The 15,900-nt window shown below is 54.1% G+C and carries 11 protein-coding genes and 3 pseudogenes; 3 read left to right on the forward strand and 11 right to left on the reverse strand.

Features of this window, described 5'->3' with window-relative positions:
• Positions 1-11: 11 nt before the first annotated feature.
• Together ACZ9H3_RS09210 and ACZ9H3_RS09215 are read right to left on the reverse strand one after the other, a co-directional pair.
• Positions 12-884 (reverse strand): methyl-accepting chemotaxis protein, encoded by an 873-nt coding sequence (locus ACZ9H3_RS09210; RefSeq protein WP_371918270.1) that lies wholly within the window; start codon positions 882-884, stop codon positions 12-14.
• Positions 879-1,982 (reverse strand): annotated as a pseudogene (locus tag ACZ9H3_RS09215) (HAMP domain-containing protein); the annotation flags it as partial. The pseudogene ACZ9H3_RS09215 and the gene ACZ9H3_RS09210, both read right to left, overlap by 6 nt.
• A 309-nt stretch (positions 1,983-2,291) precedes the next feature.
• Between ACZ9H3_RS09215 and ACZ9H3_RS09220 the strand changes: the two are divergent.
• Positions 2,292-3,296 (forward strand): NADP-dependent oxidoreductase, encoded by a 1,005-nt coding sequence (locus ACZ9H3_RS09220; protein ID WP_476222737.1) that lies wholly within the window; start codon positions 2,292-2,294, stop codon positions 3,294-3,296.
• Here ACZ9H3_RS09220 and pyrF read toward each other — a convergent pair.
• Positions 3,286-3,988, reverse strand: a pseudogene (gene pyrF / locus ACZ9H3_RS09225) (orotidine-5'-phosphate decarboxylase). The gene ACZ9H3_RS09220 and the pseudogene pyrF overlap by 11 nt on opposite strands.
• A gap of 146 nt (positions 3,989-4,134) precedes the next feature.
• On the opposite strand from pyrF, the gene ACZ9H3_RS09230 reads away from it, so the two are divergent.
• Positions 4,135-4,302: a DUF2897 family protein gene (locus ACZ9H3_RS09230; RefSeq protein ID WP_065759863.1), complete on the forward strand. Its 168-nt coding sequence runs from the start codon at positions 4,135-4,137 to the stop codon at positions 4,300-4,302.
• 175 nt (positions 4,303-4,477) lie between these two features.
• On the opposite strand, the gene ACZ9H3_RS09235 is transcribed toward ACZ9H3_RS09230, so the two are convergent.
• Positions 4,478-4,798, reverse strand: a complete 321-nt coding sequence (locus ACZ9H3_RS09235) for a ComEA family DNA-binding protein (protein ID WP_102053178.1) — start codon at positions 4,796-4,798, stop codon at positions 4,478-4,480.
• 420 nt (positions 4,799-5,218) lie between these two features.
• On the opposite strand from ACZ9H3_RS09235, the gene ACZ9H3_RS09240 reads away from it, so the two are divergent.
• Entirely contained in the window at positions 5,219-5,947 is a 729-nt protein-coding gene (locus ACZ9H3_RS09240; RefSeq protein ID WP_476220461.1) for a lipopolysaccharide kinase InaA family protein, read from the forward strand.
• A 284-nt stretch (positions 5,948-6,231) separates the two neighbouring features.
• Here ACZ9H3_RS09240 and ACZ9H3_RS09245 read toward each other — a convergent pair.
• The 7 genes and pseudogenes from ACZ9H3_RS09245 to fcl all read right to left on the reverse strand — a co-directional run bounded on the left by ACZ9H3_RS09245 (position 6,232) and on the right by fcl (position 15,900).
• Positions 6,232-7,182: pseudogene (locus tag ACZ9H3_RS09245) on the reverse strand (IS110 family RNA-guided transposase).
• A 232-nt stretch (positions 7,183-7,414) separates the two neighbouring features.
• Complete coding sequence (locus ACZ9H3_RS09250) at positions 7,415-8,371, reverse strand: acyltransferase family protein (protein WP_476220463.1); 957 nt, start codon at positions 8,369-8,371, stop codon at positions 7,415-7,417.
• Positions 8,372-9,394: 1,023 nt separating this feature from the next.
• Entirely contained in the window at positions 9,395-10,651 is a 1,257-nt protein-coding gene (locus ACZ9H3_RS09255) for an O-antigen ligase family protein (RefSeq protein ID WP_476220465.1), read from the reverse strand.
• A gap of 26 nt (positions 10,652-10,677) precedes the next feature.
• Positions 10,678-12,057 (reverse strand): undecaprenyl-phosphate glucose phosphotransferase, encoded by a 1,380-nt coding sequence (locus tag ACZ9H3_RS09260; RefSeq protein WP_476220467.1) that lies wholly within the window; start codon positions 12,055-12,057, stop codon positions 10,678-10,680.
• Positions 12,058-12,199: 142 nt separating this feature from the next.
• A complete protein-coding gene (locus ACZ9H3_RS09265; protein ID WP_476220469.1) occupies positions 12,200-13,627 on the reverse strand; it encodes a mannose-1-phosphate guanylyltransferase/mannose-6-phosphate isomerase in 1,428 nt (475 codons plus the stop codon).
• 87 nt (positions 13,628-13,714) lie between these two features.
• A complete protein-coding gene (locus ACZ9H3_RS09270; protein WP_476220471.1) occupies positions 13,715-14,923 on the reverse strand; it encodes a WcaI family glycosyltransferase in 1,209 nt (402 codons plus the stop codon).
• On the reverse strand, positions 14,923-15,900 hold the full coding sequence (fcl, locus tag ACZ9H3_RS09275; protein WP_476220473.1) for a GDP-L-fucose synthase: 978 nt from the start codon (positions 15,898-15,900) through the stop codon (positions 14,923-14,925). Before fcl ends, ACZ9H3_RS09270 begins: the two co-directional genes overlap by 1 nt.

The raw sequence follows: 15,900 nt of genomic DNA on the forward strand, positions 1-15,900 counted from the left end.
AGCGCCAGCCCTCACAAGCGGAAGTGCCCGACCATCCCTTTCAACTCGGTGCCCAGCTGTGCCAGTTCAATACTTGAACTGGCATTGCCCTGCATGGCCAGCGCGGACTGATCGGCACTGCAGCGAATGTTGCTGACGCTACGGTTGATCTCCTCCGCCACCGAACTCTGCTGCTCGGCAGCGGCGGCAATCTGCTGGTTCATCTGCTGAATCAACGACACTGCAGCCGCAATACTGCCCAAGGCACTCTCCGTCTGCAGTGCATCGGCAACGGCCAGTTTGACCAGCTCACCACTGCCCTGAATCTGTTCAACCGAAGCCTGGGCGTTACTGCGCAGGCTGCTGACCAACCGCTCGATTTCTTCGGTGGACTGCTGGGTACGCTTGGCCAGTGCCCGCACCTCATCCGCGACCACCGCAAAACCACGCCCCTGCTCGCCTGCCCGTGCGGCTTCGATGGCCGCGTTGAGCGCCAGCAGGTTGGTCTGCTCGGCCACACTCTTGATCACCTCGAGCACCTTGCCGATGTTCTGCACCTCGGCACTCAAGCGCTCGATGCCTTCACTGGCCGACGTAGAAGCACTGGCCAACGCCTCGATACGCTGCATGCTCTGGCGCACCACCTGATGGCCGCTCTCAACCTTGTCATCCGCCGCCTGGGCCGCTTGAGCGGCTTCTTCGGCATTGCGGGCCACATCGTGAACGGTCGCGGTCATCTGGTGCATGGCCGTGGCAACCTGTTCCGTTTCCTCCTTCTGGCTGCTGACCTCACGGTTAGTCTGCTCGGTGACGGCCGACAACGACTGAGCATTGCCGGCCAACTGCTCGATACCTACCTGCAACCCACTGACGATACCCGCCAGGCCACTGCCCATCTGCTGCATGGCCAGAAGCAACTGGCCCACCTCATCATGCCGATCAACGGCAATGTCGCCGCTCAAATCGCCAGCAGCGATCTGCTGAGCACGGCCAATCACCCGGCGCAGCGGCCCAACGATTGCCCGCGTAATCAACCATGCGGCAACAACACCGACCACCAGCGCCAACAGTGAAGCGGCAATAATCAGCCAGGTGTTGCGCACAAGCTCAGCCTGCATGGCCGCTTCTTCGGCGGTCGACGCCTGATCGACCTGTGCCATGACCTGCTCGGCGCGCTGCTGCAGCTGCTGTTTAAGTTGTTGTTCGCGGGCCAGCAGGTCGGTGTATTCGCCGAGTTTCTCGCCAAAGCTGGCAATATGGGTGGCCACCTCCGTGAGCACGGCCTGGTAACCGGCATCCTGCACACTGCCCTTCAATTGCGCGACCAGCGCTGCCGCTTGCTCCGCCTGCTCGATACGCCCCTGACGAACGTCCTCCGCGCCCTTGCGGCTCTGCTCCAGCCGTACCCGGGCCTCGTCCATGGCCAGCAGCATCAGCCGCGCCACCTGGGCGACCTGACCGGCCTGCTCAACGAACTCTGCCCCTCGCGTGCCCTGCGAGTCTTTCAGGGTCCAGGTGCCGTCATCCGCGAGCCCGGCTTGCAAGACGTCAAGGTTGTTGGCCACGCTGGAGACCGACCAATTGGCCATGTCCAGCGCCAGCTCCTTGGCCTGAGTCAACTCGACGACCTGGTCGAATGCCTGGCGATAGGCAAGCAGTGACGGCTCAACACTCGCGCTGGCCAGCTGCGGCAGTTCGCGGGCCTGCGCCTGCAAAACCTCCACCCCTTGGTGCAAGGCTTCAACCGCCTTGGGATCGGACGTCAGCGCGTAGGTCTGCTCACGCAGGCGTACCTGCAACAACGCATCGTTGACCGCAGTCATTTGCTTGAGGCCATCGAACCGTTTGCCTACGCCAAACAACGCGGCAACACCCAGCCCCGCTACCAGCGTCGTCAACAACAACACCAGGCTAAACCCAAGGCCCATCTTGCGAGCCATTCCCCAATTGGCAAAACCACCCTTGCTGGCCGAATTCATTGCGCCCCGCTCCCCTGCTGCCATCCCGGAAACCCCGGAAAATCCCCAGGACGCAGAGTGGCAATCACGCAAGCCGCCGCACAAGCCTTTGGCGTCGGAATAATGGCAAAAAGCTAGGTGCGCGTCGTTTTCAGTAAGCTGAAGGTCGCGCTTACGATGCCTGGGTTACCGCCTGAAAATACCCGCTGTACGGGACAGGCCACATTCGGCAAACAGCCCCTCAGGCTCAATCACCCAGATCAATCATCGAGTATTTCGCCAAACGCTAACCCTTGCCGATACCGCCCGCAGGGGCTATGAACAGGCTTGACCTTTTCATTAGAGAACGACGCCATGCCCGCCTTGAACAACCGCCGTTTCCTGCTCGCCAAACGCCCAGTGGGCGCCGTGACGCGGGATGACTTCACCTTTGAGCAGGTGCCCGTCGACGAACCGGCAGACGGCCAGGTGCTGGTCAAAAACCTCTACCTGTCGCTGGACCCGGCCATGCGCGGCTGGATGAATGAGGGCAAGTCCTACATTCCACCAGTGGCTCTCGGTGAAGTGATGCGCGCCTTGGGCGTTGGCGAAGTGATCGCCTCGAAACACCCCGACTTCGCCGTGGGCGACTACGTCAACGGCGCACTCGGCGTACAAGACTACTACCTCGGGGCGCCCAAAGGCTTCTACACCATCGATCCACGGCTGGCACCGCTGCCGCGCTACCTGTCGGCACTGGGCATGACCGGCATGACCGCCTACTTCGCCCTGCTGGACGTTGGCGCACCCAAGGCCGGTGAAACCGTGGTGATATCCGGCGCGGCCGGTGCGGTCGGCAGCATCGCCGGGCAGATCGCCAAGCTCAAAGGGTGCCGCGTGGTCGGTATTGCCGGTGGGCAGGAGAAGTGCCGCTACCTGATCGATGAGCTGGGCTTCGACGGCGTCATTGACTACAAAGCCGAAGACGTCCTCGAAGGCCTCAAGCGCGAGTGCCCCAAGGGTGTGGATATCTATTTCGACAACGTTGGAGGCGACATCCTGGATGCCGTGCTCACCCGCCTGAACTTCAAGGCGCGGGTGGTGATTTGCGGCGCCATCAGCCAGTACAACAACAAGCAGGCGGTGAAAGGACCGGCCAACTACCTGTCGCTACTGGTGAATCGGGCACGGATGGAAGGCTTTGTGGTGATGGACCACGCCCCGCAGTTTGCCGCCGCCGCGCAGGAAATCGCCGGCTGGCTGGCCACCGACATGCTGAAAAGCCGGGAGGACGTGGTCGAAGGGCTGGAAACCTTCCCCGAAACCCTGTTGAAGCTGTTTAACGGGGAAAATTTCGGCAAGCTGGTGCTTAAGCCCTGATCTCGGCAACCACGTCGGCCAGCGCCTTGGCTGGATCGGCGGCCTGGCTGATCGGACGACCGATCACCAGGTAGTCGGAGCCGGCATCCAGCGCCTGACGAGGTGTCAGGATACGGCGCTGGTCATCCTGAGCGCTGCCCGCAGGGCGGATACCCGGGGGTGACCAGTTGCAGCGACGGGTGAGCTGCCTTCAGCGCCGGGGCTTCCAGAGCCGAGCAGACCAGGCCGTCCATACCGGCCTTCTCGGCCAGCGCAGCCAGGCGCAGCACCTGCTCTTGCGGCTCGATGTCCAGACCGATGCCGGCCAGGTCTTCGCGCTCCATGCTGGTGAGCACGGTAACACCAATCAGCAGCGGCTGAGGGCCGCTGCGCTGGGCCAGCACGTCACGGCAGGCCGCCATCATGCGCAGGCCGCCGGAGCAATGCACGTTCACCATCCACACGCCCATCTCGGCAGCCGCTTTGACAGCCATGGCGGTGGTGTTCGGAATGTCGTGGAATTTCAGGTCGAGAAACACCTCGAAGCCTTTTTCACACAGGCTCTCGACGATGCCCGAAGCGCTGCTGGTGAACAGCTCCTTACCGACTTTGACCCGGCACAGGCTAGGGTCCAGCTGATCGGCCAGCTTCAGGGCGGCGTCACGGGAGGGGAAATCCAGGGCGACGATAATAGGCGTCTGGCAGACGGACATGGGCAAGTCTCTTGGCAAGTCGAAATCGGCGCGCATTGTAGCCGATGCAGCGGCGCAAGGGGGCCCACTGATCACGAATTCGCCGTCAACCCGCTAGCCCTCTTATACTTCAGGTAATAGACCCAACACTAAACAAGGAGCACCCCATGCCCTGGTATGCCTGGTTGATCCTGGTGGTTGCCCTTGGCTCCATCATTGGCGGCCTGATGCTGCTGCGCGACACCGCACAAAAACTGCCGCTGACCGAAGAACAGCTCAAGCGCATTCACGAACGCAACGCCGAAATGGACGCCAAAGACGCCAAGGACCGCTAAACATGCGGGACCGAGCCCGCCCGAAAAAATGGACTGCCCACCAAGGGATGGATTTGTGTCCAATTTCTCGGAGGCAGTCCAAAAAGTGGGAGCGGGCTTGCCCGCGATGGAAGGCAACACCTCCCCAGCGCCAAACGCTCACAACGCCGCGCCGACACATCCGCCCCACTCCTGATCAGTTAACCGTCAACTTATCGCGATTACGCTCCAGCAGCGCTTTGCCAATACCCTTGACCTCCAGCAGCTCATCAACCGACGCAAAGTCCCCGTGAGCCTCACGGTAGGCGACGATAGCCTCGGCCTTGGCTTTACCGATACCGGTCAATTCACTTTGCAGGGCAGCGGCACTGGCTTTATTCAAATCAACCTTACCCACGCTTTGCTCAACAACAACCTGAGCGACAGGCTGGGCCGGGGCCGTTGGCGCCGCCGAAGCGGGCAATGAAAAGGTCGCGAACAGGGCTAACAGCAGAGAGGACAAGTACATATGGCGCATAAGGTGACACTCCTTAGGTCGTTTGCTTGCTGAGGCAGCTTTTCCTTGGCTGCCCCTGAAACCTAGCCCCTGAGTGCCGTGCGTCAAACGCGATAAGCCGAGGATTTTTTACTAAATTCGACAACGCGTTCACCCCCAGCCTTGCCTGCACACCTCAACAGACACCCACCCAAACGAATGCAAAATTCGTAAAGGAAATGTAAAAAAAATGTAAAAAAACCTAAAAATGCTATGTTCATCAGTCACATGGCATTTTGATATAGGGCTTCAAACGTGGGCAGGGATGCGAAACAACTGGTCAAGGACTTCCCTTTTACCTACACCCATCAGCGCTCGACCCTGCACTTCAGCACGCCGATTACGCCCCGTGTCGCCGATGCGATGAAACATTTGCTAAACCAGGCACGCCAAGACAAACGCGTGAGTGCGCCGGTACTCAGCAGCGGTTGCCGCCTGTTCGCAAAACGCCAGCCCATCGACACCTTCAAGAAAAAAATGCGTATCGCCAGGGGCAGCGCCAAACGCTGCGGCATGTATGACTGGCCCATAGAAGAGTTGATGAACACGGCTGAAGCCCAACGGCGCGGTGTACGCGTGCCGTCGTTGATCGCCTTTGGCTACACCCGCTCGCCTGTGGGGCTGGCAAACGACGTGATCATCATCACCGAGCTACTGCCCGACCACACCGATGGCCTGGAATGGGTGAATGCCAACCCTCATGGGGTAGAACACCTCATCGCAAAAACGTTCGAATTGCTGCAAGCCCTGAACAGCAAAGGCATCATCCACATGGACCTGTGGGCCGCGAATGTGATGCTCGCCAATACCGGCGACGCCCCTGCACATGCCATCGACCTTGAGAACTGCTTCCTGAAAGCGCCCGAAGACCTGAGCGAAACCCTGGGCTTTCAGTTTGGCTTTTTCTACCACCGGGAAATTTATCGCTTCATCACAGAAGCACGGTACGACGCGCTGGTGTACGACGCGCTGAAAGCGTACCCGGCTGTGGATAAGTTACGGTTTGCCAAGGTGTACGAGGAGAGCAAGCACCAGCATATTGGGCGCAAGGAACGGCGGGGGGTGTTTTGCGGAGAGGTGGTTTGTAAGCGCTCCATAAATCTATGGTCCCCCCCGTTTTTGCAATACTGATTAGCGGGGTGAAGTGGTTGGCTTGCTTAAATCAATCCAGCGCCTATTTGGGGCATGCCCCGCGCCACGATGAGAGTCGCGTCTAACGATCCTAAAAACTCCAGCGACTTCATATAGCCGGTTTCTGGATCGGGGTCTTCGCCAGGCCGGAGGGCCGTTCACATCATTCGTTATTCAACTACCGCAAAACCTGAAAGGTAAATCGTGGTACTGCAACAACCGCAGGGTTAGGCACTCAAGGTGTCTGGCCCTGCTTCGAACTCGCTATGGCAGGCCGCTATCGCCTAAGCGATCCGCGCCAGTTTTTTCGCTAGGGCACAAGCAACCTCATTGGAATGCGGTCGCATCAGTAGCGAGCGCACCCAATCGGCCAGCGCCCCTTTGCATGTAAACCCTCGCGCACTCAACCAGTAGTCGTCTGAGATTCTCGTCACCGCGCTTACTGATCCCCAGCAAATTCGCCCTGCAGCCCTTGCGGTACTGTCTGGGCACCAGGCCAACACACGCGGCGAAGTCGCGACTGCATCCATACTGTTGGCCATCACCCATTTCCACAGCCAGCAAGCTGGCGGTGATCAGCCCAACACACGGCAGACTCAGCAAACGACTGCCCAGATCATCGTTGGCCAGTTGGCCTGCCAGTTCTTTATCCAGCTCTTTGATCTGTCCATCCAAATAGACGAAGTGGTCATGCAGCCGTTGCAACAGCACCGTCAATCGAACAAGGAGTACATGTTCGGCCAGGACACTGGATAGGCGTTTCATGATAGCCAGCCTCTTGACAGCCTGATGCCAAACTCTAGCAAGAAGCCATGCATCTGGTTGGCAATTTTGGTGCGGTCGCGCACCAGCGACTCACGCAAACGATGCAATACGGAGAGCGTCTGCTGGGCCTCGGTTTCGGGCGAGACAAAGCACATCGACGGGCACGACGCGGCTTCACAAGTCGCTTCGGCATAGACGAAATCGTTTTTGTTGCCTATGACGAAGGGCCCAACGAACTGCGGGGAAATCAACTTGGCTTGATGCACCATGATCATAAGTTCGCGAGCGATGAAATGTGCACGAGCACAGGCTTCCATAACCACGGTACAGGCCGGTAGATTGCCGAAGAACGTCATCATCTGTTAACGAGAGCACTTTTTGCGAAACACTGCTCGACCCGATTTGTCCTAGCCGTGCAGGTGAAAACTGTGTTTGCCGATATCGATACCAACCAGCGCTGACTCGCTCATGAAGACGGCCTCCGAAAATAAAATACCCTGCGAAAGCGTAGCCCTTGCAGGGTATTGGGGGTGACCATAAATTTGTGGATCGCTTACGATACTGGCGGCACGGGTACGCTATGGGTTCAATCAACCTTGCGCGCTGGCTTGCATATGCTTTGCGTTTGCTGTGATTTCTTTGCATCCACCTAACTGGAAAGTGTTAATTTTGACATCCAGCACTTTCCACGCCTTGCTCTACTCAATCAATTACATTTTTCGGAAAAATAATTGATACAGTCTTTTTTGCAAGTGCCTTTAGTGCATCCTTGGCAAAAATCAATGCATATATTGGAGCCGTGAATATTATACAGAGAAAAAAGAAATCAAAACTATTTTCCTGAACCGTAAGCTTTGCACTTACATATATTGCGAACACATGATACAGGTAAAAATACATGCTATGCCTACCCATATAATTTAGAAGCGAAATTTTCCTACCTATAAAATTCGTCACTATTGAATATATCGAAAAACATAGTGCAATATTGATAAGCACACCAAGCGCCCTATCCGAAAAAAGAGTTCCACCATAAAATATGTAGGGTATTAGCGCTATTGATGGAAGTGTCAAATTCAGAATTGATGAGGGTATTTTTGGCGCGTAGTACCTAAGCGATATACCAATTGCAAAATACATTAAATTTGTGAGTCGCAGATCATAATAAACGTGTTCAGCAATAACATTCTGATTTAATGAGCCACCAATTGTTAGCGCCGCAAGCGAAATAGCTATTGACACCAAAAGCAATGCGAATACATGTTTTCCGTTAAAAATTCTTGAAAAAATATATGCATACAGCACATAAACCAAGAATGCCACTATGAACCATAGATGATAGAACGGATGCAAAAACGCCCTTACGTAGCCTTCCATCGTGTGGACTTTGATTACCACAACATAATAAGCCGTAACTGCTATAGCCCATGGAATAAATACATTAAGCATGTACTTACCCAGGAAATCCCCTACTGCTGTTTCACTTAGCTTTTTATAGTCGACAAGGTAGCCTGACACGAAGAAAAATAATGGCATATGAAAGGTATAAATAAAGCTCCTTACCAAGGATTCCTGCATGGCCCCTTGTATTATATGCCCAAGCATTACCAGGATTATCAAGCACCCTTTTATTAAGTCAACCGTTTCATTTCTCTGCATTTTCAGTCCAAATACCAAGATTGATTCTGATTCATGACGATAAACGAGCCTACTTCAGTCTTACCCAGCACATCTACTTTCTAAAATATCAAAGATTTACGTTTTCCCCATGAGTGCTATTTAGCACACCTTGTTCACATACCCAACGCCCCCAACCGCGGGCTTTTTTTCGGCATACGCTGACATAATCAACCATTATTGTGCTCCGCCGGCGAACAATGCTGCCTCTGGACAACGTGCTGGGGAATCTTCATAAGCGTCTTCCCCAGTTGAGCCGTGGCGCCTTGCATCGCTGTCTGATGCGTCACGGGATCAGCCAAACTACCAAGAACGCTAGCGCGGCCACGCGCGGAAAATTCGCGCTGACTGAAATGGGTTATATCCACATCGACAGCTCTGAACTGCGGTTGGAGAGAGTAAGCAGCATATGTTCGTCGCCATTGATCGGGGGAAAAATTCACGTACGTCGAATATTTCGATGCGGCAACGAAACGTAACGGCGCAGCGTTTACCGAGCAACCCAAGGTATCGAAGCAGCGCCACCAACCGTTTTGGGGGCATATCTTTGATCGCGTTAGCCACGAATACAGCATCAAACACCGCCTAACCAAGCCTTTCCATCCTTGGACTAACGGCCAAGTCGAACGAATGAATCGAACGATAAAAGAGTCGACGGTAAAGGCGCTCCATTAGCCAGATTTTTATGCTCTGAAGACCCACATATTGGCTTCCGTAATGGCTTACAACTTCGCTAGGCATCTAAACGCTTTGTGATGGCGTACAAACTTTAAGGTAGTCTGTAAGGCCTAGACTCAAAATCCAGACCACTTCACAATTAATCCGCACCATCTCATTCCATGACCAAATACCTAGCGTAAACATCTAACTCCTTGCCTACGCCGGAAATCAGAGCATACAGGACTGGGAATGAGTCGCTTTTTAGGTTTACTTATGTAGAGATGGGGTGCTTAGGCTGCTCAAAAATTGAAAAAGGCAGACGCCAATGCGCCTGCCTAAAAGCTACTAATTCAATACAGTGACTCTATCAGCGTTTTTAGACCGCATCGGCACCGCCAACAAAATCGCCACTGGCAACCAGAACAACGTCCAGTAGTCACCAGGTCGAGTAAAGATCCGCTCAACATCCGTCAGCATGGCGATCAGCGCAAAGACCAATGCCGGAAATGCAAGGCGTACCCAATAGTTGCTGCGCAGTTTCCACGCTTTATGGGCCAACCCCAGTAGACCCGCGCCTAGCAAGGCAAGCGAAACGATACCGCTATCGTAGACCTGTTGGAGGTACAAGCTATGGGCATGAGGGGAAACATGAACACCATCAGGCCAGCGATACTCGAATGGTGTGCCCAGCCCGTGCCCAACGGCCCAGTGACCTGTCATGACTTTAAAATAGTAGACCCAAATAGGCCCGCGCCCAGACAACTGTTTTTCCTGAAACTCGATGACCAACTGTGGCCAAAACTTGATGACCAGTGCAAGAACAAGCACTGTACCAATCCCCAGCAACCACCAACCGAGCCTGGAGTTTTGTAAAATGACGACAGCCACAATACCACCCAGCAAGGCGAACCATGCCCCCCTGGTATAGGTCAACAATACATAGAGGCTCAACAGCATGAAGATAGCGAGCCAAAACAGCACTGACTTGAACACCGTGCGCTTATCCAGTGCCACACCGAGCGCCCAAACAGCGATTGCACCGTGAAAAATACCGGCCACTACAGGCCAGCCGTAATTGGCAAAATTGCCGATACCCGAGCGATCTATACGGTAAGCACGATAGGCTAATGGTTTATCCAGAATGCCAAACTGATAAACAATACTGACAAGGGCACCTACAGCCACCATGACCACCCCTGCCAACAACGCTTTTTTCAGAAAGGCCTCATTGTAGGACATTAATAAGTAGATCGCTTGAAGATACAGGGCAATCAACAACCCTCGCTTCGCAAGCGAGAACGCATCCTTTTCAGACCCTGTTGCCCATAGTGCACTCAAGCCGACCCAAAGCAGAAAAAAAACCCACGGAATATAGTGAACCGACGGTACACATTTACTCCGAACGATCAATTTGTAGAAAACAAAAATTAACGCCGGCAAAAGAAGCCATATATATATTTGAGCGTTCCTCGCACTACCGGACTGAATCCAAACCTTACCACTCAACTGAATGAACAACCCGATAGCCAGCATCCAGATCAAAACAAGCTGCCAGCTTCGACCTCTAGAGCAATCACCTCGCAATACTTCTATTCCATTCATAACTACTACTACTTCCCCAAACAAAATCAAAATGCGTTTTTATTAATGAAGCCTTTAAAAACAGTAAGAAATATAATTTTCAGGTCAACCCAAAGTGACCAGTTATCGATGTACCAAAGATCGTACTCGACACGCTTTTGCATTTTTTCAAGCGTATCAGTCTCCCCGCGGTAGCCGCTGACCTGAGCCCAGCCGGTAATACCTGGCTTGACCTTATGCCGCTGCATGTAAGACTCGACCAAGTCCTTGTAGTACTCGTTATGCGCCAACGCATGAGGGCGAGGCCCAACAATCGACATACGCCCTTGGAGCACATTGAAAAACTGCGGCAATTCATCAAGGCTGGTACGTCGTAAAAACGCCCCGACTTTGGTCACACGCACATCGTTGCGCGTGGCTTGGGTAACGCCACCTTCGCTATGCACTACCATTGAGCGAAATTTGTACACTTTGAAATGTTTGCCGTTGATGCCCGTTCGATACTGTTTAAACAAAATCGGCCCTGGGGACGACACCTTGATTGCAACAGCAATCACCAGGCAAACCGGGAGTATCATAAGGCTGATCAAGCCTCCGATGATCAGGTCTTCAAGCCGCTTGACCACCAACGCCGAGCCATCCATCGGGCTGCAGCTAAGGTCCAATGAATACAAGCCGGCAATATGGCTCACCTTGTGGTTCAGCAAGCGGATATCACCCCATTCCGGAATGAAGCGAACTGCAACGGTGTGGTGGCGAAGGGCATACATGATGGAGCGAATGACGCCCCCTTCACTGAGCGGCAGGCACAGCCATACTTCATGCACGCCTAACTCATCAACTTTGGCGACCAGGTTGTCCATCCAGCCGTCGCTTTGACTAAACGCAAGGCTTGCGGAAATACGAAAACCGTCTTCTTCCAAGGTGCGGCCACTGTTTAGCTGGCTGGCGGACTGCCCTCCAGAATCAACCAGCAGTACACTCTTCAGGTTAAGCCCAGAGCCGCGTATGCGGCGTAAAAACAAAAATACGGAAAGGCGCAGCAACAAACACAATGCGCCCCCCGTAAATAACATTACGCTGAACCAGATGCGGGAATAGTTATCTGAAATCTTCAGGAAAAACGTCAACGATAAAAGAATGCCTGCAGCAGACAGCCAGCAAACCACCAGGACACTGAGTTGGCGCCAGAAGGACTGACCTCGTTGCGAGCCATAAACACCGCCCAACGCCAGGCAGATCACGACCACAATGGCCGTAATCATCGTTGCGGTGTTGTAACGCCCCGTCATTTCAAAGTGCTGAAAACGGTAATGGAAGGCAAACAAGCCCGCCACCAAGACGATGACCATGTCCGTTAACGCGACAAAAAAAGGAACGGGATACCGTTCTGCAAATGTTGGTTGATACCGATGAGTGACTTGCATGTCTTTGAACAGGCCCCAATCTCTATAAAACACTGGTTAGCGTGCACTGCAGCCAGGCACCGCCCCCGCAGCCAAAACCCCCAACCCTACACAGCAACTCAGAGGCGCCGGCACCGGCCAGCCCCGCCTGAGTCACTATCAGTCATGCTTTATTTTTTGGTTTGACACGCCCGTACTTGTCTTCAAAGCGAACGATATCGTCTTCCCCCAGGTACGTACCTGATTGAACCTCGATGAGCTCCAATGGGATAACGCCTGGATTTTCCAAAGCATGAACCTGGCCTATAGGTATGTAAGTGGATTGGTTCTCGGTGACCAGATAGGTTTTGTCGCCATTGGTGACACTCGCTGTACCACTCACCACAATCCAGTGCTCGGCACGGTGATGGTGCATCTGAACGGATAGCTTGGCTCCCGGTTTTACGGTGATACGCTTAACCTGGTAACGATGCCCACTGTCGATCGAATCGTATACCCCCCAAGGACGATACACTTCACGGTGATTGGCATGCTCATGGCGCTGGTCCTGCTTGAGCTGCTCAACAATCTTTTTGACGTCTTGCACATGACTCTTGTGAGCAACCAGGACAGCATCCTTGGTCTCAACAATAACCAGGTCCTCGACCCCTACCGTCGTCACCAAGCGATGCTCGGCATGCACATAGCTATGACGAGTACCGTGTTGAAGGACATCCCCCTTCAAGACATTCCCGTTGCTGTCCTTTTCGCTGACATCCCACAGTGCAGACCATGACCCAATGTCACTCCATCCAGCATCCAGCGGCACCATGGCGGCATCGGCCGTTTTTTCCATCACCGCATAATCGATCGAGTCGTCCGGGCACTGGCGAAAGGCATCTGCATCAATACGGGTGAAGTACAGGTCCTGCTCTGCCCCCGCCAATGCCTGACGGCACACCTTGAGAATGTCGGGCTGGAACGCCTCCAGCTCCGCCAAGTAGCGGCTGGCACGAAACATGAACATGCCACTGTTCCAAAAATAGTCCCCAGAGGCAACGTAATGCTGGGCTGTGGGCAGGTCGGGCTTCTCAACGAAACGGTTAACCTTGAACCCTTCACTACCAAGCACTTCGCCCTTCTGGATGTAGCCATAACCGGTTTCAGGGTAGGCCGGTACGATGCCAAAGGTAACAAGCTTGCCTGCTTTGGCTAACACCATGGCAGCCTCAATACTGGCATGGAACGCAGGCACGTCCTGAATCAAGTGATCGGCAGCCAAAACCAGCAGCAACGGATCCTGACCTTCTTCTATGGCCTGTAATGCCGCCAAAGCGATCGCAGGTGCCGTGTTACGCCCCATTGGCTCCAACAGAATGTTGGCCTGCTCCAGGCCAATCTGACGTAGCTGCTCTGCTGCAAGAAACCGATGCTGCTCGTTGCAAATCAAGCGCGGCGCTTGGGCGTCCAGCCCCTGCAGGCGCTCAATCGTTGCCTGCAGCATGGACTGATTCTGGTCGACCATCGGCAAAAATTGCTTAGGGTTAAGTTGACGCGAAAGCGGCCAGAGACGCGAGCCGGAACCGCCAGCCATGATTACCGGAAGCAACATGTGTTTTTGTCCTTTGAAGTCGTACTACCAAAAAATGAATTCTGCATGCCGTGCAGCACGCCCAACACATTACAACAAGAAAGAAAATTAAACCTCATCGATAAACCGAGCCAGAATCCGATCCTTGTCGAGAAAATCATGGGCATATGCTGTAGCAATCAGGTTAGGCAAGGGCATAGTCAGGCAACCCTCAATCCCCCTAAGCAATGCCTCGACAGACTCGGGCTCTACCCGTTCTGCAATGCCTGGATGGTCCAGGCACAACAAGCCCAGACTGGTCTCAGGGTCTGCGGTTATCACTGCATTGCCGCCTACTGCAAGGATGTTGGTCAGTTTTGATGGCAGTACCGCATCTGCAGCCCCGCGTTTCTGAATGACCAAATGGCAATCGGCACTGGCGAGCAGCGCGGGCAAGTCCTCATAGGGTTGCAAAGGTGCAAAGACCACATTAGACAGTTGCTTCGATGCTGCCAACGCTTGCAATCGGGCCTTACCTGCGCCTTCGCCAACGATCAGGAACACAAGCTCTGCCCGGCCCTTAAGGCGATCCGCTGCTTCGATTACACTTTCCAGCCCCTGCTTTTCGCCTATGTTCCCGGAGTAAAGCAGCACCTTCTTGGCTGGATCAATGCCCAGCCGCGCAAGCAATGCGTCATTACGCGCAACATTGGCAAACCGTGCGGTTTCAGACCAGTTAGGAAAAAAACGCAACTGCTCAACGCTGACACCTTTGCTCTGGGCGCGCCGCAGCATGGCCGCAGAAATGCTTGAAACACGGTCAAATGCACGCAAAATGAGCCGTTCTGCACCATAAGCAATACGTTTTAGCACGCCGCTGTTGGCAATCCCCAGACCAAACAATGCATCGACTTCAAAATCCTGAATGTGCAGAACGGACTTAGCGCCCGTCAGCTTAGCCAGCAGGAGCGTCTGAGGTGCACAAAATAGCGTCGGGACCACCAGAATGACCAGGTCTGGCTTCCACCTCAACTGTGCCAGCACTGCCAACGAAGATGAGATAGAAAAACTTGCCAGGTGCAACAAGCGCGTTAGTGCCGTCGGTTTAGCCGGCACATAGAGCGGGCACCGGTAAACACTGACGCCCTCCTCTTGAGTACAGTTAAAACGCCAGGACGAAAACGCAGGCCACACTTTCCAATCCGGATAGTACGGTGGTGCGGTAACAACCCGCACCTCATGGCCCTGCTCAGCAAGCCAGCGGGCCATTTCGCCGCTGTATTTACCGATTCCAGTCAGCTCTGGGCTGTAATTGATGCCATAAAGCAGAATTTTCATCAGTGAGTCCGAGCGTTTTGCACATTGTCGACGTACCACTGATAGGCACTCTGCAAGCCTTGCTCAAGGCCAATACTGGCTGTCCAGCCCAACGCGGCCAAACGCGAAACGTCCATCAACTTGCGCGGAGCACCGTCAGGCTTCGTCGCATCAAACGTCAGCTTGCCCTGAAATCCGGTCACCTTGGCAACCGTGTGCGCCAACTCAGCAATCGTGCAATCGACGCCCGTACCAACGTTGATGTGAGAAAGCATTGGCTGTGTGTGTGCCTGATATAGCTGGGGCTCGAGCTCCATGACATGCACGCAGGCAGCAGCCATATCGTCGACATGCAGAAATTCGCGCATTGGCTTGCCACTGCCCCAGATCACAACCTCGGTATCACCTCGCTGAGTAGCCTCGTGGAAGCGACGCAATAACGCTGGAATAACATGGCTGTTTTCAGGGTGATAATTATCGTGCGGGCCATAGAGGTTGGTTGGCATCACACTACGATAATCGCGGCCATGCTGACGGTTGTAGCTTTCACAGAGCTTGATGCCAGCAATTTTGGCCAATGCATAAGGCTCGTTCGTTGGTTCAAGCACACCTGTCAGCAACGCAGCCTCCGTCATAGGCTGCACTGCCAGCTTTGGATAGATGCAGGAAGAACCGAGAAATAGCAGCTTTTGAACACCACTCATGTGAGCAGCCTGAATGATGTTGGCCTCAATCATCAGGTTGTCAAAAATAAAATCGGCCGGATAGGTGTTATTCGCGTGAATACCACCCACTTTGGCTGCGGCAAGATAAACCTGGTCAATGGCATGAGTTTGAAAAAATTGCCGAACCGCCGCCTGGTCGAGCAAATCCAACTCATCCCGCGTTGCGGTGAGGATGTTCGAGTAGCCAAGCGTCTTGAGCCTGCGAACGATGGCTGAGCCAACCATTCCACGATGGCCGGCCACAAAAATCGACTGTTCCAGATTACGGGCCAC

Source organism: Pseudomonas sp. TE3910, from assembly GCF_056279025.1.